The sequence below is a fragment of the Microbacterium sp. W4I4 genome (assembly GCF_030816235.1).
In the GTDB taxonomy this organism is placed as follows: domain Bacteria; phylum Actinomycetota; class Actinomycetes; order Actinomycetales; family Microbacteriaceae; genus Microbacterium.
In genome coordinates this window covers 3523678-3543398 of record NZ_JAUSXT010000001.1, presented here as the reverse complement: position 1 = coordinate 3543398, position 19721 = coordinate 3523678, and the positions used below count along the sequence as shown (strand labels likewise).

Below are 19721 nucleotides of genomic sequence, written 5' to 3'. Positions count from 1 at the left end.
CAGTTCCGGATGCTCAGGCGGTGAGTTCCACGAGCTTTCGCAGCGTCAGCAGGTTGCGGGCGGTGCCGGCGACGCCGAGTGCGCGATCGAGCACGGCCTTGGTGAGTCTGGTGGTCGCGACCCCCGTCGCCGGATAGTCGATCCACAGGTCCCGCCCGTTCAGGGCGATGCGCTCACCGGGCAGCAGCCGTGGGCGCAGGGCTTCCAGTCCGCCGGGGAGCGGGTCGGATTCCAGGAACATGACGTGCAGCATCTTGTCGGCCGCCGCGTCCGGGAACGGGTTCGCCTCGTGCGCCGCGACCAGCTGCTCATGGGTGCGGGCGATCACCGGGGTCTCGACGTCGAAGGCCTCGTGGATCAGCGTTCGCACCTGCGTGCATGCGGCGTCGATCTCCCCCGGCACATCGGCGATGACGTTGCCGCTGGCGATGTAGGTCGAGACGTTCTGCAGCGGTGTCCGCTCCGCCAGCAGAGCGCGCAGCTCGGCCATCGGCACGCGATTGCGGCCGGACACGTTCACCGCGCGCAGCAGCAGTGCGCAGCGCTGGACCGTCACCGGGCCCCTGAGCCCATCGAAGGGCTCTCGGCGAGCTCTGCCCCCGCGTGCGCCAGTTCGGCGAGGGCGGCCTCGCTGCTGTCCGCGCCGACGCCCGCCACCAGATCCGTGAGGATCCGCACGTGCACGCCGTGCGCGATGGCATCCAGAGCCGATGCCCGGACGCAGTGGTCGGTGGCGATGCCCACGACATCCGCTTCCGTCACGCCGTGCGCCGAGAGGATCTCGCCGACGGTCGAGCCGTCCTCCGCGGCGCCCTCGAACATCGAGTAGGCCGGGACGCCCTGCCCCTTGCGCACGTGATGCGTGATGGCATCCGTGACCAGCAGCGGATCGTACGCGGCTCCCTCGGTGTCGGCCACGCAGTGCGCCGGCCAGGAGTCCACGTAGTCGGGAGTCGCCGAGAAGTGACCGCCGTTGTCGCCGTCCGCGTCGTGCCAGTCCCGGGAGGCGATGACGACCGCGTAGTCCCCCGCATGGGCGGCGAGGAGATCGCTGATGCCGGATGCCACGGCATCCCCGCCCGCGACGGCGAGCGCCCCGCCCTCGGTGAAGTCGTTCTGCACGTCGACGATGAGAAGTGCTCTGCTCATGACTCGAGGGTACGCGGATGCTCCGCATCAGGCATCCGGTCGCCCGGTCGCCCGGTCGCCCGGTCGAGGATTTGACTTGCCCCGGGGGCTTGTTACGTTGGAGAGGCGGGCCGGACGCGCTCGCAGCGCCGCTGTCGTGTGCGCGCGCCCGCCCGATCAGGGCCTGAAAGCCCTGTCGCAGGTGCGCCATGACTGTGCCATGTCGTGGACAGCCGCTGATGCTCCTCCGGTCTCGTGCGAACGCGGATGTCGTTCGCGCATGCGCGCGTCACCTCGCTGGCAGAGGAGACGACTGCGCGCGTGCCCGCTGACGATCGGAACTGCATGCCGGCCTGCCTACCGCCCCTTCTCGCCACAGACGCCATCCTCGACTCCGGCCCACTGCTCGCCACCCTCCCCCAACGTTAGTTCGCTCTCCGCTTCCCCGATCCGGCACCGAAGCCGGTCCCTTCGACGAGAGAGACGAACATGGAAAATCTGCAAACCCTCGCAGGCCCGGTCGTGGTCCTGCTGATCCTGCTGTTCTTCGGCGGCAGCCTGTACATGTCGCTGCGCATCCGCAAGCGCACCGAGAACGCCGACGACTACATGACCGGCGGCGGCAAGATCGGATTCGGCATCTCCGCCGCCTCCATGACAGCCACCTGGATCTGGGCGTCATCGATGTACGCCTCCGCCACCTCCGGCTACACGTACGGCATCTCCGGGCCCATTCACTACGGCCTGTGGGGCGCTCTGATGATCCTCCTGATCTACCCCTTCGGCAGACGCATCCGCCAGGTCGCACCGAAGGCGCACACGATCGCCGAGGTGATGTTCGCTCGGCACGGCCGCTCCAGCCAGCTGATGCTGGCCGGATCCAACGTGCTCGGCAGCATCATCAGCCTCACCTCGAACCTCATCGCCGGTGGCGCGCTGATCTCGATGCTGTCGCCGTTCACGTTCAGCCAGGGCATCCTCGCGATCGGCGCGGGCGTGCTGCTGTACACACTGTGGTCGGGCTTCCGTGCGTCGGTGCTCACCGACTTCGCGCAGGTGTGCGCGATGCTGGGTGCGGTGGTCGTGATCATCCCGATCGTGTTCTTCGCCGCGGGCGGTCCGGGCCTGTTCGAGACCGGCGCTGCGAACCTCACCCCGCAGCAGGGCGACTTCTTCTCGTCCGACGCGTTCTTCAACCAGGGCGCGCCGTACATCGCCGCCGTGCTCGCCTACGCGATCGGCAACCAGACCATCGCGCAGCGTCTGTTCGCCGTGCGTGAGGACCTGATCAAGAAGACCTTCATCACCGCGACCTTCGGCTACGGCGCCACGATCATCGGCATCGGGATGCTCGGGGTCATCGCCCTGTACGCGGGCGTCTCCCCGGTCGGCGGCGATGTGAACAATCTCATCCCGCAGATGGCTGCGACCTACCTGTCGCCGCTGCTGCTGTGCGTGTTCTTCGTGATGATCATCGGCTCACTGTCCTCGACGGCGGATGCCGACCTGACGGCACTGTCCTCGATCGTGATGGCCGACATCTACGGGCAGAACCTCGCCGGAAAGAGGAATGCCAACCCGCGCACGATGGTGCTGGTCGGCAGGATCACGATGGTCGTCGCGATGGTCATCGGGCTCTACTTCGCCGGCAGCCAGTTCAACATCCTCGACCTGCTGGTGTTCGTGGGAGCCCTGTGGGGCGCGCTGGTGTTCCCTGTCATCGCGAGCTTCTACTGGAAGCGTGTGACCAACCTGGCGTTCTCGGTGTCCGTCGTCGTGGCACTCGCGGCGTTCCTGCCGGTCCGCTTCGAGTGGATCGACCTGACCGGCCCGATCGGTATCGTCTCCGACGTGCTGGCGACGATCGGGATCGGCGTGGTGCTGGGTCTCATGTCGTTCGGCTTCTTCGGCAAGCGGGTTGCCCTGATCGTGGGCATCGCCTCCACGGTCATCGCGAGCCCCTTCGCGATCGGCTTCCTGCACACGTATCCGGTGCTGTCCGGCTCGCTCATCGCGTACGCCGTATCGACGATCGTCTGCGTCGCCCTCACGCTGCCCAGCAAGAAGGAGGACTTCGACTTCGACCTGATCAAGCAGCGCACCGGCGACTTCGACTCCGTCGACACCGCCGAGCTCGACGCGGAACTGGTGGAGCTCACGGAAGCCGCCGCTGAGAACGAGAGGAGATGACATGGAACTGTCCACCGTCGCTCTGACCGCCTACGTGCTGGTCTGGCCCGTGGTCGTCGCGGGGGCGCTTTACATCATCGTCCGCGCCTTCATCAAGGAGGCCCGCGAGGCGAAGGCCGAGAACCGCAGCATCATCTGACGGGGCTCTTGTAGGACGAGAAAGGCCCGGGATGATGCATCCCGGGCCTTGCTGGAGCCACCTGTCAGGATTGAACTGACGGCCTTCCCATTACGAGTGGGATGCTCTACCACTGAGCTAAGGTGGCGTGCGCAGCGAACTGCGGCACGATCAATGATCCTACTACGACGACGTGGTGACCGCGAAACCGAGGTCCCGTCGTCACTCGCAGCGCAGCCCGTCGTTCGGGACCGTCCCGTCGATCAGGAACGACTCGACCGCGGTGTCGACGCAGCGATTGCCCTTGTTGTAGCCGGTGTGCCCTTCGCCGACCCGGGTGACCAGCACGCCGTTGTCGAGCTGCTCCGCCAGAGCCTTCGACCACGCGTACGGGGTGGCGGGGTCATTGGTGGTTCCGACGACGACGATCGGCCCGGAACCGGATGCGGCGATCGGCTCTCGCACGCCGACGGGCGGGTACGGCCACACCTCGCAGGGATCCGGCGCCTGCCAGTACGGGGCGAACGTCGGCGCCGTCTTCTCGATCTCCTTGATCGTGGCGTCCTCGGCGGCCTTGTCGTCCTCGACCGGATAGTCCATGCAGTTGTAGGCGCGGAACGCCTCGGCGGTGTTGTCGATGTAGTTCCCGTCGGGACCGCGGCTGTTGTACTGGTCGGCCAGCGCCATCATCACCGACGGGTCGCCCTGCAGCACTGCGGTGATCCCCTGGGTGAGGTACTGCCAGCTCTGCTCGCTGTACATCGCGGTGATGGTTCCGGTGACCATCGTGTCGACGGTCAGCACGCGCCCGTCGCTGTTCTTCAGCGGTGTGCGCGAGATGCTCGCCAGCAGCGCCCGGAAGTCGGACAGCGCCTCGTCGACCGTGCCGTTGAACGGGCAGTCCTGAGTGGTGAGGCAGTTCTCGAGGTAGGCGCGCAGCGCCGACTCGAACCCGGCCGCCTGCGTGGCACCCACCTGGAGCCCCGGCACGGACGGGTCGAGCGCGCCGTCCAGCACCAGACGCTGGGCGCGCTCGGGGTACAGCTTCGCGTACGTGGCTCCGAGGAACGTGCCGTAGGAGTAGCCGAGGTAGTTGAGCGTCGTGTCCCCGAGCACGCCGCGGATCAGATCCATGTCGCGGGCGGAGTTCACGGTGGTGACGTGCGGCAGGATGCCGCTGCTGTTCGCCTCGCACGCCTCGGCGAAGGTCTTGTTGCGGGCGGTCAGTGCCGCCTCCCACGCGGGGGTGTTGCGCGGCTCGTCGACCACGCCGTAGTTGTACTCGTCCATCGCCTTCGCGTCGAGGCAGGCCACGGCGGTGGAGCGGCCCACGCCCCGCGGGTCGAACCCGATCACGTCGAAACTCTTGATCAGGTCCTCGCCGACGGCATAGGTGAGGCTGTCGGCCACGAAATCGTAGCCGCTCGCGCCGGGTCCGCCGGGGTTGATCAGCAGGGACCCCTGAGCCTTGCCCGTGGCCTGATGGCGAACGATCGCGAGGGAGATGTCCCCGTCGGCGGGCTTCTCCCAGTCCAGCGGGGCGGTGACCTCGGTGCAGTCGAGCCCTGCTCCGCAGGAGGACCAGTCCAGCTTCTGCGTGTAGTACGACATCAGCTCAGGAGGCACGCCGGTGGCATCCGGTGTGCGCGTCACCGAGGGAGATGCCTCCGGGATCTGGGCGTACAGGCAGCCGGACAGGGCGACGGATGCCACCGCCAGTCCGGCCAGCACGGCGAGGATTCGGCGCAGGCTGCGCGGTGCTCGGGAGATCACGGGGTCCTTCCGCTGGAGATGGTCACCAGAAGACTCTCGGTCGCCAGCAGCGGCGACACGTTGCGCTGCAGCGTCTCACGGGTGTCGGAGATGGCGTCCAGGGCGATGAGTGTGCGCTCGACCGGCCAGGCGGCGGCGAGGGCGGCGAGGTCGGCCTGCAGTTCGCTGTTGATCAGTGCGTCGTCGCGGTCGAACTGCAGCATGATGACGTCGCGATACATCGACTGCAGGTCGGTGAGGACCCGGTCGATGCCGTCGCGCAGACTGCGGGTCGCGCGCTTCTTCTGATCGTCTTCGAGCGCCGAGAGCTGGGAGCGCAGCGCGGGCGGCACTGCCTGCCCCTCGGCGACCCCGACCGTGCGCAGCAGGCTGGCGCGCTCGGCGGCATCGCGCTCGGCGGTGAGCGTCTTGGCGTCGTCGGTCGCCGCCTGGATGATGTGTCCGGCCACCTCGACGGCGGTGCCGACGCCACGCACGCCCAGTACGGCGCGCAGGGTCTCGTCCCGGCGGCGGCGGGCACCCTCGTCGGTGGCGAGGCGCTGCGCCATGCCGATGTGGCGCTGCGCATGGCGGGCGGCCTGCTCGGCGGTCGCCTCGTCGATCCCTGTGCGCAACGCGATCAGGCGTGCCACGTCGGCGACTTCGGGCTCGCGCAGGCGCACTGCGCGCACGCGGGAGCGGATCGTGGGCAGCAGGTCGGCCTCGCTGGGAGCGCAGAGCACCCAGACCGTGTTCTCGGGCGGCTCCTCGAGCGCCTTCAGCAGCACGTTGGAGGTGCGCTCGACCATGCGATCGGCGTCCTCGACGACGATCACCCGGTAGCGGCCCGCGGACGGCGCGAAGTAGGAGCGCTCGACCAGGGAACGCGCTTCGGCGATGGTGATGATGATCTTGTCGGTGCGCAGCGCGGTCAGATCCGGATGCGTGCCTGCGAGCACCTGGCGCATGGCGTTCTCATCGTCCGGATGATCGGCGATGAGGGCCGCGGCGAAGGCATAGGCGAGCGTCGAGCGCCCCGATCCGGGCGGGCCGGTGATCAGCCAGGCATGCGACAGCGCAGCGGGATCGGACGCGGCCTGACGCAGGGTCTGCACGGCGGCATCCTGCCCCCACACGTCGGACCACGGGAAGGGCGCGGTCAGGGCGGCGGTCATGGTCTCCAGCCTAACCGCGCGGTCGACATCCGCTCTCCCCGTTCGAGGGTCGCGCAGACCGTCAGAGCAGACCCGCGACGCGCGCGCGGATCAGCACCGCGAGGTCGTCGGGATCGAGGGTCGCGTCGACGACGAGGAAGCGCTGCGGCTCGGCGGCGGCCAGAGCCAGGAACGCCTCGCGCACCCGGGCGTGGAAGTCCGCTTTCTCGGCCTCGAGGCGGTCGAACGGCTTGTCGTCCGCGTCGAGACGCTGCCGCGCGAGCATCGGGTCGATGTCGAGCAGCACGGTCAGGTCGGGCAGCGCGCCGTCGGCGGCCCACAGTGACAGGTCCCGCACCTGCTGGGCATCCAGCACCCGACCGGCGCCCTGGTAGGCGACCGAGGAGTCGAGGTAGCGGTCCTGGATGACGACGTCGCCGCGCTCCAGCGCCGGGCGGATGACCGTGGCGACGTGGTGCGCGCGGTCGGCCGCGTACAGCAGCGCTTCGGCGCGCGGGGCGATGTCGCCGCGGTGATGCAGCACGATGTCCCGCACCAGCACGCCGACCTCCGAGCCACCGGGCTCACGGGTGCGCACGACGGCGCGTCCGCGGTCGGCGATCCACTCGGCGAGCAGCGCGGCCTGGGTCGACTTGCCCGAGCCGTCGCCGCCCTCGAACGTGATCCAGAGGCCCTCGGTCACGACCTCGCCTTGGCGGCGTTCGCGGCCCGCGTTGCGGCGGCCTTCTTCGCTGCGGCGGAGCGGGCGGCGGCCTTCTCGGCATCCGTCTTCGTCGCCGCCGACTTCGATGCCGCCTTCTTCGCCGGAGCCCTCTTCGCCGGAGCCTTCTTGGCGGCGGTCTTCGTGGGGGCCTTATTCGCCGGAGCTTTCTTGGCGGCACCGCGCTTGGGAGCCGGGCCCTTGGCGCGCTTGTCGGCGAGCATCTGCACGGCGATCTCGAAGGTGATGTCGTCGGGCGTCTGACCGCGCGGGATCGTCACGTTCGTCACACTGTCGGTGACGTAGGCGCCGAAGCGGCCGTCGCGGATGCGGATCGGCTTGCCGCTGACCGGATCGGCCTCGAACTCCTTGAGAGCGCTCGATGCCTTGCGGGCGCCGTACTTCGGTTGCGCGTAGATCTCGAGTGCCTTCTCGAGCGTGACGTCGAAGATCTGCGATTCGCTCTCCAGCGACCGCGAGTCAGCGCCCTTCTTCAGGTACGGTCCGAAGCGGCCGTTCTGGGCGGTGATCTCCTCGCCGGACTCCGGGTCGGCGCCGACCACGCGCGGCAGGCTGAGCAGCTGCAGCGCGGTGTCGAGGTCGATGGTGTCGACCGACATGGAGCGGAAGAGGGATGCGGTGCGCGGCTTGGGCGCGGCATCCTTCTTGGTGCTCTTCTTCTTGGCCGGCGCGTCCACGACCTCACCGGTGGCGGTGTCGACCGCGGCGTCCTCCTCGGACACCGGGTCGTTCTCCTGCACGTACGGACCGAAGCGGCCGTCCTTGACGACGATCACCTTGCCGTTCTCGGGGTTCTCGCCCAGCACGCGGTCGCCGGCGACGGGAGCGTCGATCAGCTCCTGCGCCTTCTCGGCGGTCAGCTCGTCGGGAGCAAGGTCCTCCGGCACGTTGACGATGCGCGGCTTGTCGTCGGGGTTCGCCGGGTCGGCGACCTCCAGGTAGGGACCGTACTTTCCGAAGCGGAGCGTCGCGGTGTCGGTGATGGGGGTGGAGTTCAGCGCGCGCGCGTCGATCTCGCCGAGGTTGTCGACGACCTGCCGCAGTCCGACGTGCGAGTCCGAGCCGTAGTAGAACGACTTCAGCCATTCCACCCGGTTCTGCTCGCCGCGGGCGATCGCGTCGAGGTCGTCCTCGAGGGCTGCCGTGAAGTCGTAGTCGATCAGATCGGCGAAGTGCTGCTCGAGCAGGCGCACGACGCTGAAGGACAGCCAGGTCGGGACCAGCGCCTGACCGCGCTTGATGGCGTAGCCGCGGTCGATGACGGTTCCGATGATGCTCGCGAAGGTCGAGGGGCGGCCGATGCCGTGCTCCTCGAGCGCCTTCACCAGCGAGGCCTCCGTGTAGCGGGGCTTCGGAGCGGTGCGGTGGCCCTTGGCCGTGGCATCCGACATCGCCAGCTCGTCGCCGACGGCGACGGCGGGCAGCGACTGGTTCTCGGCGGAGTCCTGCGCGTTGCGCTTCTCGTCGCGTCCTTCTTCGTAGGCCTCGAGGAAGCCCTTGAAGGTGTAGACGGTTCCGGATGCCGTGAACTCGACCTTCTTGCCGTCGGCGACGGTCTCCAGCGTCACCGTGGTGGTCTCGTACTTCGCATCCGACATCTGGCTGGCGACGGTGCGCTTCCAGATCAGGTCGTAGAGGCGCTGCTCGTCGCGGTCGAGAGAGGAGGAGACGGATGCCGGGGTGCGGAACGTCTCACCAGACGGGCGGATCGCCTCGTGCGCCTCCTGCGCGTTCTTGCTCTTGGACTTGTACACGCGCGGCTTCAGCGGCACGGCGGCATCGCCGTACAAGGCCACGGCCTGGCTGCGCGCGGCCTGGACGGCCTGCGTGCTCAGCGAGACCGAGTCCGTTCGCATATAAGTGATGTACCCCTTCTCGTACAGGCGCTGGGCGGCGCTCATCGCCTGCTTGGCGCTCATCGAGAGCTTGCGCCCGGCCTCCTGCTGCATGGTGGAGGTGGTGAACGGCGCATAGGGGCTGCGGGTGCCGGGCTTGGCCTCGACCTTGCTGACCGTCGCGGCACCGGCCTCGTCGATGGCCGCGGCGAGCGCGGTGGCATCGGCTTCACTGAGCACGACGACGGCCTTCTTGAGCGCACCGGTGTCGGTGAAGTCGGTGCCACGGGCGAGCTGACCGCCGTCGACGCGCACCAGGCGCACGCCGAAGGCCTGCCCGGTCGCGGATGCCGAGGCTTCGACATCCCAGTACTCGGCGGAGACGAACGCCATGCGCTCGCGCTCACGGTCGACGATCATGCGGGTGGCGGCGGACTGCACGCGGCCGGCGGACAGACCCGACTTGACCTTGTACCAGAGCACGGGCGAGATGTCCCAGCCGTACAGGCGGTCGAGGATGCGGCGGGTCTCCTGTGCGTCGACGAGCGCCAGGTCGAGTTCCCGCGTGCGGCCGACAGCGGCCTGGATCGCGTCCTTGGTGATCTCGTGGAAGACCATGCGCTTGACGGGGACCTTGGGCTTGAGGGTCTCCAGCAGATGCCAGGCGATCGCCTCGCCTTCGCGGTCCTCATCGGTAGCGAGCAGGACCTCGTCGGCGGTCTTGACGGCGCGACGCAGTTCGGCGACGGTCTTGGTCTTGCGATCCGAGACCACGTAGTAGGGGTCGAAGTCGTTCTCGACGTCGATGGAGTACTTCCCGTACGCCTGCTTGTCGGCGGCGGGGATGTCCTTCTTGTCGGCGAGATCGCGGATGTGCCCGACGGAGCTCAGCACTTCGTAGCCGTCGCCGAGGTATCCCTGAATCGATCGCATCTTCGTCGGGGACTCGACGATGACGAGCTTCTTGCCTTGTGCCAAGAGTGCGTCCTTTCTCCGAAGCACACCATACACACCGCACTCCAGGAGCGGACACAGCGTCGGGGGACGGTGTCGTCGGGGAGAGGTCTGCGGTGAGCGGAAATCGCGTCAGCCCTCGGGTTGCCCAGCTCGGGCGCGGGAGACGGCGACGAGACCAGCGTACGCGGTACGGACCTCCACCGTCGCCGTGAGGCCGCGCACCGTGCATGCAGCCACGGTCGCGCCGGAAGCCGCAGCGACTCGGACCGCCAGACCGCAGGGATCCTCGTCGGTGATCACGGCGCCGGATGCCGCGTCGGCCGCCGCGAGAGCTGCCGCATCCGCCGCGCCGGCGGTCCGCTGCGCCGTGACGGCCGCACCGCCGACGGCCGCCAGTCCCAGCGAGAGGGTCGCGGCCACCGTCAGGACGCCGGCGGCGAGCGCGGTTCCTGCCATCAGATGGACTCCTTTCTCTCAAGACCTCGTCGGCCCCACCCGGGTTCACAGGCCGCCCGACAGGGCGCAGCTCTGCGCGTGCAGCGGGATGCTGATGAGCCGGCCGACCCGGAAGTCGGCGGATGCCGTGACGCAGACCAGGTCGCCGGCCTCGCGGGACGCCATCCGTGCATCGTGGACCGCGTGAACGACGCCGGCCGCGCGGGAGGGGGCCTCGCCTCGACCGAGCAGTCTGGCGGCATCGGCCGCGGCATCCTGCAGGCCGACCTGCGTGGCCGCGGCACCGAGCGCGCCGACGCCCAGCAGCAGCGCGAGCACGACCGCGGGCAGGGCGACCGCGAGCTCGGCGGCGACGGATCCCCGATCACCGCCGAGCCGGACGCTGAGCCCGCGAGCGAGGCGTCCGCACCGGGCCGCTCGCATCAGGACACCGTCAGTGCCCGCCGGATGAGGTCGGTGAGGATGCCCCGCACCTCGTCGGATCGCATGATCACCACCAGCAGTCCCGCGAAGGCGACGGCCGCCATCGTGGTGATCGCGTACTCCGCCGTCGCGGCGCCGGTCTCATCGGCGAACAGCCGTGCGGCGCGTCTGCGGGTGAGCGGTGGCAGGTCGTTCTCTTCCATGTGCTTCTTCTTTCTTTCGGGGACGCTTCTCGTCCCGGGGCTGGGGCAGGTTCAGATGGGCAGGGGCGTGGAGCCGAGCACGCTGAGCATCAGCGGCGCGACGCCGAGCAGCAGGAACGCGGGCAGGGTGCAGGCGCCCAGCGGGAGCAGCAGCTTCGATGACAGACGAGCGGCACGGATGCGTCCCTGTACGCGCGCTTCCTGCCGCAGCCGGGCAGCCGACGCGCGCAGCAGCGAGCCCGCAGGCACTCCCGCACTGCGGGAGAGCTCGAGCACCGCCTGGGTCGTGGTGACGTCATCGATCAGCTCGGCGGTGCACTGCTCCACCAGGCGCAGCGCCCGCGGCATCCCCGCGCCTCCGGAGAGCGCGACGGCGACGAGGTCGGCGCGCATTCCGGGCGTGCCGACACGCGGCTGGGCAGTGCGCACCATCCGCCCCGTCCACCACCGCGCGATCAGAACCAGCGCCAGTCCGACGATCACGCACGCGGTGCCGAACGGGTTGGTGACGAGGACGCCGATCGTGTCGAAGCCGAGCGCGAAGCCGAGCAGCAGTCCCGCGAACGGCAGCCAGAGCAGCAGCCGTGCGGTGCCCGCCGGCTCGGCGAGCGCGATGCGCACATCATCGGCCGCGGATGCCGCGTCCTGCATCGATTCCGCGAGCGAGCCCAGCACCTCCGCCAGAGGCGCGCCGACGACCGTGGCGATCTCCCAGGCCGCGGCGACATCCTTCCAGGCGCCGCCCTCTGCATCGAGAGCGCCGGCGAGCTCGACACCGTCCGCGCAGCGCTCGACGACGCGCACGGCGACCGGTTCGCCCGCATCCGCGAGGTGTCGCCAGGCGGCAGGAGGTCGCGTCCCCGCCTGCAGCAGCACGGCCAGCATGCGCACGGTCGCGGCGGCATCCGCGGCGTCAGTCCCGGCATCCGGCACCCGCCGGCGCAGCCCCCTCACCACGGCGCCACCTCCTCGATGCCGAGGCGGTCGTCGGCGAGGACGAACCTGCCGGCGTGCGCGATGCGCCGTCGCCCGTCGGAGGAGCGCTCCAGGTGCAGCACGATCGTGAAGGCGCTGACCACCTGGCGCGCCAGCGCCGTGGCATCCATGCCCGCCAGGGCACCCAGCGCCTCCAATCGCGCGGGGACATCGACCAATCCGCTGGCGTGCAGCGTGCCGGCTCCGCCGTCATGTCCGGTGTTCAGAGCGGTCAGCAGTTCACGCACCTCCTCGCCTCGGCACTCACCGACCACGAGCCGGTCCGGGCGCATGCGCAGCGATTCGCGCACGAGCATCGCGAGGGTGATCCGGCCCGCGCCCTCGAGGTTCGGCTGCCGGGCCTCGAGCGCGACGTGATGCGGATGCCGCGGCCGCAGCTCGGCGACATCCTCGATCGTGACGATGCGCTCCCCCGGACCCGTCTCCGACAGCAGCGCCGCGAGCAGGGTGGTCTTGCCCGTGCCGGTGCCTCCGGTGATGAGGATGTTCGCACGCTCGGCAACCAGCCTGCCGAGCCACGCGCGCTGCGCCGGTGAGAACGTTCCCGATCGCGCGAGCGCGTCCAGATCGGCCCCCAGCACGCGCGGCACGCGGATGGAGAGCGCCGTGCCCGACGTGGCGATCGGCGCGAGGACGGCGTGCACGCGGATGCCGTCGTCCAGTCGCACGTCCACGCAGGGTGACTGGTCGTCCAGGTGCCGGCCTCCGGCGCCCACCAGGGCGACCGCGAGATCGCGCACCTCCCGCTCGGAGGCACGCCAGTCCGGGATCTGCTCGGCTCCCGCTCCTCGGTCGACGAAGAGCCCCTGCGTGCCGTTGACGAAGATGTCGGTGACGCGCTCGTCGCGCACGTGCTCGGCGAGCGCACCGAAGGCCGGGTCGACGGCCATCGGCGCCGACGCGTCGGGCGCGCGGCCCACGGCGGAGCGAGGACGGAGGACGAACGGATCTGGCATGCCACGACGGTAGGTCGTCGTGCGGACGCCGCGGAGCACTGTTCCCGGCGCCTGTGGACAAGCCGGCAGGATCCACCGCGGTGCAGGAGGAATGCCCGCATCCGGCGCACAGACCTCGGGGATGCGAAAGGGCGGCACCTCACGGGGGGAATGAGATGCCGCCCACGCGCGCGCCGCGCAAAGGGGTATCGGGCGCGCTGAAGCCGGAATAAGATTCGGCTGAGGTCAGTGTATGCACGCGGGATGGACGACGCAAACGAGACGCACTACCGACTTTCGGCGGTAGGCCCGGCACGTGGCATCCGACTAGATTCGCCGTGTCACGGACGCGCCCCCACGCGTCCACCAGCCCGCGCAAAGGAGCGAAGTGCCATGAGCAGCCAGATCGACCACCTCCTCGATGAGTCGCGGAAGTTCCCGCCGTCCGAGGAGTTCGTCGCCCAGACCATCGACGACCCGGCGCTGTACGAGCGCGCCGCTGCGGACCGCGAGGCCTTCTGGGGCGAGCAGTCCCGCGACCTGCTCGCATGGAGCAAGCCGTTCACGCAGGTCCTCGACTGGACGAACCCGCCGTTCGCGAAGTGGTTCGACGACGGCGAGCTGAACGTCGCCTACAACTGCCTGGACCGCCACGTGGAGGCCGGCAATGGCGACCGCGTCGCCATCCATTGGGAGGGTGAGCCGGGCGACTCCCGCAGCATCACCTACGCCGAGCTCACCGACGAGGTCAAGCGCGCCGCGAACGTGCTCACGGACCTCGGCATCGGCCAGGGCGACCGCGTCGCGATCTACCTGCCGATGATCCCCGAGGCCGTCATCTCCATGCTGGCCGTCGCACGTCTCGGCGCCATCCACTCCGTCGTGTTCGGCGGTTTCAGCGCCGACAGCCTGCGCTCGCGCATCGACGACGCCGGCGCCAAGCTGGTGATCACGGCCGACGGCGGCTGGCGCAAGGGCAAGGTCTCCGCGCTCAAGCCCGCCGTGGATCAGGCGCTCAGCGACCGCAACGGCGAGGGCGAGCAGCAGAGCGTCGAGCATGTGCTCGTCGTCAAGCGCGGCGACAACGAGGTCGACTGGACCGAGGGCCGCGACATCTGGTGGCACGACGCGGTTCCGGCGGCATCCGCCGAGCACGAGCCGCAGTCCTTCCCCGCAGAGAACCCGCTGTTCATCCTCTACACCTCCGGCACGACCGGAAAGCCCAAGGGCATCCTGCACACCACCGGCGGCTACCTGACACAGGCTGCGTTCACCCACAAGTACGTGTTCGACCTGCATCCGGAGTCCGACGTGTTCTGGTGCACGGCCGACATCGGCTGGGTCACCGGACACTCCTATGTCGCGTACGGCCCGCTGGCCAACGGCGCGACCCAGCTGATGTACGAGGGCACTCCGGATGCACCTCACCCGGGTCGCTGGTGGGAGCTGATCGAGAAGTACGGCGTGACGATCTTCTACACCGCGCCGACCGCGATCCGCTCGTTCATGAAGCTCGGCCGCCAGATCCCGCAGAAGTTCGACCTGTCCAGCATCCGCCTGCTCGGCTCGGTGGGCGAGCCCATCAATCCGGAGGCGTGGATGTGGTACCGCGAGGTGATCGGCGCGAACAGCGCACCGATCGTCGACACGTGGTGGCAGACCGAGACCGGCGCGATGATGGTGTCGGCGCTGCCGGGAGTCACGGCCACCAAGCCGGGATCCGCGCAGGTGGCCATCCCCGGCATCTCGATCGATGTCACCGACGACGACGGCAACGAGGTCGGCAACGGCAACGGCGGCCTGCTGGTGATCACCGAACCCTGGCCCGCCATGCTGCGGGGGATCTGGGGCGATCCGGAGCGCTTCAAGGAGACCTACTGGGAGAAGTTCCAGGACAAGGGCTACTACTTCGCCGGTGACGGTGCTCGGCTGGACGAGGACGGCGACCTGTGGCTGCTCGGCCGCGTCGACGACGTGATGAACGTGTCGGGCCACCGCCTGTCGACCACCGAGATCGAGTCGTCGCTGGTGGCGCACGAGGCCACCGCCGAGGCCGCGGTCGTCGGAGCCGCGGACGAGACCACCGGCCAGGCCGTGGTGGCATTCGTGATCATCAAGCAGAGCTACCTCGACGAGCACTCCCCCGAGGGCCTGACTGCCCTGCTGCGGGCGTGGGTCGGGGAGCAGATCGGCCCGATCGCACGCCCCCGTGACGTGTACATCGTGGGCGAGCTGCCCAAGACCCGCTCGGGCAAGATCATGCGCCGCCTGCTGCGCGACGTCGCGGAGGGCCGTGAGGTCGGCGACACGACGACGCTTGCCGACACCCTGGTGATGAGCACGATCTCGAAGCAGGTCAAGTAGGCAGACGCGAACTGCCAGCGCGCGCCGAAGTCGCAGGCTGGATCAGAAATGCACCCCGGAATACGTTCCGGGGTGCATTTTTGATCCACGCCGACGGCGTGAAGGTGAGTTCAGGCGAGGATGAAGGTGACCTCGACCTCGACCGGGGTGTCCAGCGGCAGCACTGCGACACCGACTGCGGCACGGGCGTGCTTGCCGGCGTCGCCGAAGATCTCGCCGAGCACCTCGCTGGCGCCGTTGACGACGCCGGGCTGGCCGGTGAAGGCGGGATCGGATGCCACGAAGCCGCCCACCCGCAGCACACCGGCGATGCGGTCGACGCCGCCGGCCGCAGCCGCCGCAGCCGCCAGTGCGTTCAGTGCGCAGGTGCGGGCGTAACCCTTGGCGGCATCCGCGTCGACCTCGGCGCCGACCTTCCCGGTCTCCGGCAGGGCGCCGCCGACGAAGGGCAGCTGGCCGGAGGTGTAGACGAGTCCGCCGTGCACGACGGCCGGCACATAGGCGGCGACCGGGGCGGCGACGGCGGGAAGCTCGATGCCGAGCTCCTCCAGGCGGGTGGCGATGCTCACTTGCTGTCTCCCTCGAACTGGCGTGATGCTTCTGCGGCTGCGGCGAGGCCGGCGTTGGTCGCCTGATCGGTCGTGGCGGGGCGCTTGAGATAGGCGACCAGGCCGCCCTCCGGGCCCTGCACCACCTGGACGAGCTCCCAGCCCTGCTTTCCCCAGTTGTTGAGGATCGCGGCGGTGTTGTGGATCAGCAGCGGGGTGGTCAGATACTCCCACGTGGTCATGGCACTCCTGCGGGTCGACGAGGGCGCAGCGGATGCCGCCCATCGAGGCTTCTATTCAGGGAAATCCCTTAGCATCAAGCGTATGCCTCAAAAGAATCGCACGGTGAAGGGCGTCCTCGGCGGGCTGCTGGGCCTGGTCGGCCTGAGCGCAGTCGCCGGTGTGCTGGCGACCGCCGCTGTCACTCCCGCCATCGCCATCGCGGGCGTGTCCGGATCCCAGGCGCTCTCGATCTTCGAGAACCTGCCCGACAGCCTCACCCCCGGGACGCCGATGGAGCCGACCGTGGTCTACGGGACGGGCGAGGACGGCAAGCCGTTCGAGCTGGCGAAGTTCTACGACCAGAACCGCGTGCCGGTCACGTTCGACCAGGTCTCGCCGCTGCTGTACGACGCCGTGCTCTCCAGTGAGGACAAGAGCTTCTACGAGCACGGTGGGGTGAACCTCGGCGCCACGGTCAAGGCCGTCGTCGACAACCTGCGCCAGACCTCGTCTCGCGGCGCCTCGACGATCAGCCAGCAGTTCGTCAAGAACGTGCTGATCCAGCAGTGCGAACAGGACGCCAAGCCGGGTGATGGCTACGAGGCCGAGCTCGCGAAGTGCTGGACCGATGCCACCAATGCGAAGGGCGCCGATGGCGTGGAGCGCAAGCTGCAGGAGATGCGCTACGCGATCCAGATCGAGAAGGACTTCTCGAAGAACGATATCCTGCTGGGGTACCTGAACGTCGCCAACTTCGGCGGTCAGACCTATGGCATCGAGGCGGCGGCGAACTATTACTTCGGCACCACCGCCAAGAATCTCGCGCTCGACCAGGCCGCCACCCTGGCCGGTATGGTGCAGAATCCGAATCGCTTCCGCTTCGACAAGAAGACCGGCACCTGGACCGACAGCACCGGCAAGGTGCGCAACACCGAGGAAAGCGGCTACGCCGACACCAAGCTGCGTCGCAACTACGTGCTCGACCGCATGCTCAAGGACGGCAAGATCACCAAGCAGCAGCACGACGATGCCGTGGCCCTGCCCATCTCACCGAACATCCATCCGACCACGCAGGGGTGCGGCGGCGCCGGCGACCAGGCCTACTTCTGCCAGTACGCCACATCGATCATCAAGAGGGACCCTGCCTTCGGCAAGACGTCTGCAGAGCGTCGCGACATGCTCCAGCGTGGCGGCCTGAAGATCTACACCTCGCTCGACATGCGCGTGCAGAAGCCTGCCGTCGAGGCCATGCACAAGCGCGTGCCCGCCAAGATGGAAGGCATCGTGCTCGGCGGCGCCGGCGTATCCATCGAGGCCAACACGGGTCGCATCCTCGCGATCGCTCAGAACACATCGTTCAACGAATCGGCGGGCGCAAGCCTGGCCAACGGGCAGTCGTCGCAGGTGTTCGCCGCCGACAAATACCATTCGGGTGGCTCGGGATTCGGTCCCGGCTCGACATACAAGCTGTTCACCCTGCTGCAGTGGCTGGAGGACGGCCATTCCGTCAACGAGGTGCTCGATGGACGGGTTCGCAACTTCGGGAAGTTCTCGCAATGCGGCGGCACCTACACCCAGACCGAAGTGGTCGGCAACTTCGGCCAGGGTCGGGGCTCGGTCAGCAACGTGCGGCGTTTCACCGCCGCATCGCTGAACACCGGATTCCTGGCGATGGCCCAGCAGCTCGACCTGTGCGACATCAACAAGATGGCTAAGCGCCTGGGCGTGCACTGGGGCGACGGCGGCGACGTGACCACCTACGGACTCGACGGGAACAACGTGCTGAAGGACTCCGTGAAGGACGGCGTCCACACCGACGCGAACGACCCGTTCCCGACGGTGCTCGGTTCTAAGTCCATCGCGCCGATCCAGATGGCCGGGGCGTACGCCACGGTGGCCAACAAGGGCATCTTCTGCGAGCCGCGTGCACTCGACAAGATCATCGGAGCGGATGGCGAGGAGATGGATCTGCCGAAGACCAGCTGCACGCAGGTCATCTCTCCCGAGGTCGCCGCGACTGCTGCCTTCGCTCTGCGCGGTGTGATGGAGGGCGGTACGGGCGCGGGCGCCAACCCGAACGACGGCACCCAGGTGATCGGCAAGACCGGTACGGCCGAGCTGGAGCACACCATGCTCGTCGAGTCGAGCTCGAGGGTGGCGACCGCTGTCTGGGTCGGAAACGTCACCGGCCAGAAGGCGCTGAGGGATTTCCAGGCGAACGGTACCCGGCTCAACAACATCCGGTACCCGCTCGCACGCGACCTTCAGCGCGCCGCCGACCGCTTCTACCCCGCCGAACGGTTCCCCGCCCCGGACAAGAACCTCACGCGGAATGTCCTGAAGGAACTGCCGAGCGTCATCGGCAAGTCCGTCGAAGAGGCGACGACCATCATCGAGGATGCCGGTTTCTCCGTGCAGCTCGGCACCCCCGTCGACAGCACGGTCGCAGCCGGCCTGGTCGCCGAGCAGACTCCGGGCGCAGGCAGCGTTCCCGGCGGCACCACGGTCACTCTGATGCCGAGCACGGGCAAGGCACCCGCGCCCCCTTCCGTCAAGGTACCGAACGTCACCGGGGCGAAGTTCTCCCAGGCGAAGAAATCCCTTGAGGATGCCGGGCTCTCGGTGGACGGCGCAGGATGCAAGGGCGGCGATGACGTGACAGGACAGAACCCGGGAGCGGACTCCGAGGTCCCGGCCGGGACGAAGATCATGCTCGTCTGCGGAGACGGGCATTGACCTCTGACCGGTCAGCACACCCGGCCCTCATCGCGCTCGGCGCGGTGGGGGCCGCTGGTGCTGCTGCGGCTGTGTGGGGCATCGGCATCGAGCGCTATCTGTTCACGGTCCGGGAGGTGACGGCCCCTGCGCTCACCCCGGGAAGCCGTCCGATCCGCGTACTGCACCTGTCGGACGCGCACATGGCGCCCTGGCAGCATCGCAAGCAGGACTGGTTGGCCTCGCTCGCAGAGCTCGAGCCCGACCTGGTCGTGAACACAGGTGACAATCTGGGCCACCGGGACGGGCTGGTCGGCATCCGTCGGGCTTTCGCTCCTCTCGCGGGCATCCCGGGTGTCTTCGTGCACGGCTCGAACGACGTGCAGGCGCCCTCGCCCCGCAATCCGCTGAAGTACTTCGGCGGGCCATCTCAGAAGCACCGTGAGCCCGAACTTCTGGACACGGATGCGATGGACGACTTCTTCACCGCGGAGCTCGGCTGGCAGGGCCTGAACAACGCCGCGGCGCGCCTGGACGTCGCCGGGAACACTGTCGACCTCTTCGGCGTCGATGACGCGCACCGCGACTGGGATGAGCTGGACGTGCTGCCCGATGCACTGGCCGGGCTCGGGTCTCGCCCGTCCGATGCATCCGTCCTGGGCGTGACGCACGCACCCTACCAGCGGGTGCTGAACCGGTTCGTGGATTTCGGAGCGGATGCCGTCTTCGGCGGCCACACCCACGGCGGCCAGGTCTGCCTTCCCGGCTACGGGACGATCGTCGCGAACTGCGACATCCCTCTCAAGCAGGCCAAGGGGTTGAGCACCTGGAGCCATGGCGGGCGCACCGTGCCGCTGAATGTGAGCGCCGGATGCGGGCATTCGATCTACGCGCCGGTGCGCTTCGCCTGCCGTCCTGAGGCGACGCTGCTCACGCTGACGGCGCGGTCGGCCTGATCGCACGCGTCGATTCGGAGTTGCGGC

At 68.8% G+C, this 19721-nt stretch carries 18 protein-coding genes and 1 tRNA gene; 5 read left to right on the top strand and 14 right to left on the bottom strand.

Annotation, left to right across the window (positions count from 1 at the left end; translation table 11 throughout):
- Positions 1 to 13: 13 nt before the first annotated feature.
- A complete protein-coding gene (locus QF046_RS16785) occupies positions 14 to 556 on the bottom strand; it encodes a DUF1697 domain-containing protein (RefSeq protein WP_307372003.1) in 543 nt (180 codons plus the stop codon).
- The gene (locus QF046_RS16780; RefSeq protein ID WP_307372002.1) at positions 553 to 1149 is read right to left on the bottom strand and encodes an isochorismatase family protein; all 597 of its coding nucleotides are present in this window, start codon (positions 1147 to 1149) and stop codon (positions 553 to 555) included. Before QF046_RS16780 ends, QF046_RS16785 begins: the two co-directional genes overlap by 4 nt.
- Positions 1150 to 1617: 468 nt before the next feature.
- Between QF046_RS16780 and QF046_RS16775 the strand changes: the two genes are divergently transcribed.
- Together QF046_RS16775 and QF046_RS16770 are read left to right on the top strand one after the other, a co-directional pair.
- A complete protein-coding gene (locus tag QF046_RS16775) occupies positions 1618 to 3318 on the top strand; it encodes a sodium:solute symporter family protein (protein ID WP_307372001.1) in 1701 nt (566 codons plus the stop codon).
- Between the two features lies 1 nt (position 3319).
- Positions 3320 to 3457 carry a putative transporter small subunit gene (locus QF046_RS16770; RefSeq protein WP_307372000.1) on the top strand — a complete coding sequence of 46 codons (138 nt, stop codon included), beginning with the start codon at positions 3320 to 3322 and terminating at the stop codon, positions 3455 to 3457.
- Positions 3458 to 3509: 52 nt separating this feature from the next.
- On the opposite strand, the gene QF046_RS16765 is transcribed toward QF046_RS16770, so the two are convergent.
- From QF046_RS16765 to QF046_RS16720, 10 genes are all read right to left on the bottom strand, one after another.
- Positions 3510 to 3584, bottom strand: a tRNA-Thr gene (locus tag QF046_RS16765).
- 74 nt (positions 3585 to 3658) lie between these two features.
- Entirely contained in the window at positions 3659 to 5209 is a 1551-nt protein-coding gene (locus QF046_RS16760) for an alpha/beta hydrolase (RefSeq protein WP_307371998.1), read from the bottom strand.
- Positions 5206 to 6363, bottom strand: coding sequence for a DNA polymerase III subunit delta' (locus QF046_RS16755; RefSeq protein WP_307371997.1), 1158 nt, complete (start codon positions 6361 to 6363; stop codon positions 5206 to 5208). Before QF046_RS16755 ends, QF046_RS16760 begins: the two co-directional genes overlap by 4 nt.
- A 61-nt stretch (positions 6364 to 6424) precedes the next feature.
- Positions 6425 to 7045 (bottom strand): dTMP kinase, encoded by a 621-nt coding sequence (tmk, locus tag QF046_RS16750; protein ID WP_307371995.1) that lies wholly within the window; start codon positions 7043 to 7045, stop codon positions 6425 to 6427.
- The gene (gene topA / locus QF046_RS16745; protein WP_307371994.1) at positions 7042 to 9897 is read right to left on the bottom strand and encodes a type I DNA topoisomerase; all 2856 of its coding nucleotides are present in this window, start codon (positions 9895 to 9897) and stop codon (positions 7042 to 7044) included. The genes tmk and topA overlap by 4 nt, the downstream gene beginning before the upstream one ends.
- Before the next feature lie 108 nt (positions 9898 to 10005).
- Positions 10006 to 10332, bottom strand: coding sequence for a helicase (locus QF046_RS16740; protein ID WP_307371993.1), 327 nt, complete (start codon positions 10330 to 10332; stop codon positions 10006 to 10008).
- A 45-nt stretch (positions 10333 to 10377) separates the two neighbouring features.
- Positions 10378 to 10755, bottom strand: a complete 378-nt coding sequence (locus tag QF046_RS16735) for a TadE family type IV pilus minor pilin (protein ID WP_307371992.1) — start codon at positions 10753 to 10755, stop codon at positions 10378 to 10380.
- Complete coding sequence (locus QF046_RS16730) at positions 10755 to 10958, bottom strand: DUF4244 domain-containing protein (protein WP_307371991.1); 204 nt, start codon at positions 10956 to 10958, stop codon at positions 10755 to 10757. The genes QF046_RS16735 and QF046_RS16730 overlap by 1 nt, the downstream gene beginning before the upstream one ends.
- 51 nt (positions 10959 to 11009) lie before the next feature.
- Positions 11010 to 11915, bottom strand: coding sequence for a type II secretion system F family protein (locus QF046_RS16725; RefSeq protein WP_307371989.1), 906 nt, complete (start codon positions 11913 to 11915; stop codon positions 11010 to 11012).
- The gene (locus QF046_RS16720; RefSeq protein WP_307371987.1) at positions 11909 to 12910 is read right to left on the bottom strand and encodes a TadA family conjugal transfer-associated ATPase; all 1002 of its coding nucleotides are present in this window, start codon (positions 12908 to 12910) and stop codon (positions 11909 to 11911) included. Before QF046_RS16720 ends, QF046_RS16725 begins: the two co-directional genes overlap by 7 nt.
- Positions 12911 to 13282: 372 nt before the next feature.
- Here QF046_RS16720 and acs point away from each other — a divergent pair, with 372 nt between their 5' ends.
- A complete protein-coding gene (acs, locus tag QF046_RS16715) occupies positions 13283 to 15253 on the top strand; it encodes an acetate--CoA ligase (RefSeq protein ID WP_307371985.1) in 1971 nt (656 codons plus the stop codon).
- A gap of 110 nt (positions 15254 to 15363) precedes the next feature.
- Here acs and QF046_RS16710 read toward each other — a convergent pair whose 3' ends face one another.
- Positions 15364 to 15822 (bottom strand): RidA family protein, encoded by a 459-nt coding sequence (locus tag QF046_RS16710; RefSeq protein WP_307371983.1) that lies wholly within the window; start codon positions 15820 to 15822, stop codon positions 15364 to 15366.
- Positions 15819 to 16043 carry a hypothetical protein gene (locus QF046_RS16705; protein ID WP_307371982.1) on the bottom strand — a complete coding sequence of 75 codons (225 nt, stop codon included), beginning with the start codon at positions 16041 to 16043 and terminating at the stop codon, positions 15819 to 15821. The genes QF046_RS16710 and QF046_RS16705 overlap by 4 nt, the downstream gene beginning before the upstream one ends.
- Positions 16044 to 16125: 82 nt before the next feature.
- Between QF046_RS16705 and QF046_RS16700 the strand changes: the two genes are divergently transcribed.
- Together QF046_RS16700 and QF046_RS16695 are read left to right on the top strand one after the other, a co-directional pair.
- The gene (locus QF046_RS16700; protein WP_307371980.1) at positions 16126 to 18759 is read left to right on the top strand and encodes a transglycosylase domain-containing protein; all 2634 of its coding nucleotides are present in this window, start codon (positions 16126 to 16128) and stop codon (positions 18757 to 18759) included.
- A complete protein-coding gene (locus QF046_RS16695) occupies positions 18756 to 19694 on the top strand; it encodes a metallophosphoesterase (protein WP_307371978.1) in 939 nt (312 codons plus the stop codon). Before QF046_RS16700 ends, QF046_RS16695 begins: the two co-directional genes overlap by 4 nt.
- Positions 19695 to 19721 lie beyond the last annotated feature (27 nt).

Coding starts and splice junctions, on each gene's coding strand:
- acs (WP_307371985.1), top strand. CDS start 13,283: ATGAGCAGCCAGATCGACCACCTCCTCGATGAGTCGCGGAAGTTCCCG.
- QF046_RS16740 (WP_307371993.1), bottom strand. CDS start 10,332: ATGGCAGGAACCGCGCTCGCCGCCGGCGTCCTGACGGTGGCCGCGACC.
- QF046_RS16720 (WP_307371987.1), bottom strand. CDS start 12,910: ATGCCAGATCCGTTCGTCCTCCGTCCTCGCTCCGCCGTGGGCCGCGCG.
- QF046_RS16755 (WP_307371997.1), bottom strand. CDS start 6,363: ATGACCGCCGCCCTGACCGCGCCCTTCCCGTGGTCCGACGTGTGGGGG.
- QF046_RS16780 (WP_307372002.1), bottom strand. CDS start 1,149: ATGAGCAGAGCACTTCTCATCGTCGACGTGCAGAACGACTTCACCGAG.
- QF046_RS16730 (WP_307371991.1), bottom strand. CDS start 10,958: ATGGAAGAGAACGACCTGCCACCGCTCACCCGCAGACGCGCCGCACGG.
- QF046_RS16770 (WP_307372000.1), top strand. CDS start 3,320: ATGGAACTGTCCACCGTCGCTCTGACCGCCTACGTGCTGGTCTGGCCC.
- QF046_RS16775 (WP_307372001.1), top strand. CDS start 1,618: ATGGAAAATCTGCAAACCCTCGCAGGCCCGGTCGTGGTCCTGCTGATC.
- QF046_RS16700 (WP_307371980.1), top strand. CDS start 16,126: ATGCCTCAAAAGAATCGCACGGTGAAGGGCGTCCTCGGCGGGCTGCTG.
- QF046_RS16705 (WP_307371982.1), bottom strand. CDS start 16,043: ATGACCACGTGGGAGTATCTGACCACCCCGCTGCTGATCCACAACACC.
- QF046_RS16735 (WP_307371992.1), bottom strand. CDS start 10,755: ATGCGAGCGGCCCGGTGCGGACGCCTCGCTCGCGGGCTCAGCGTCCGG.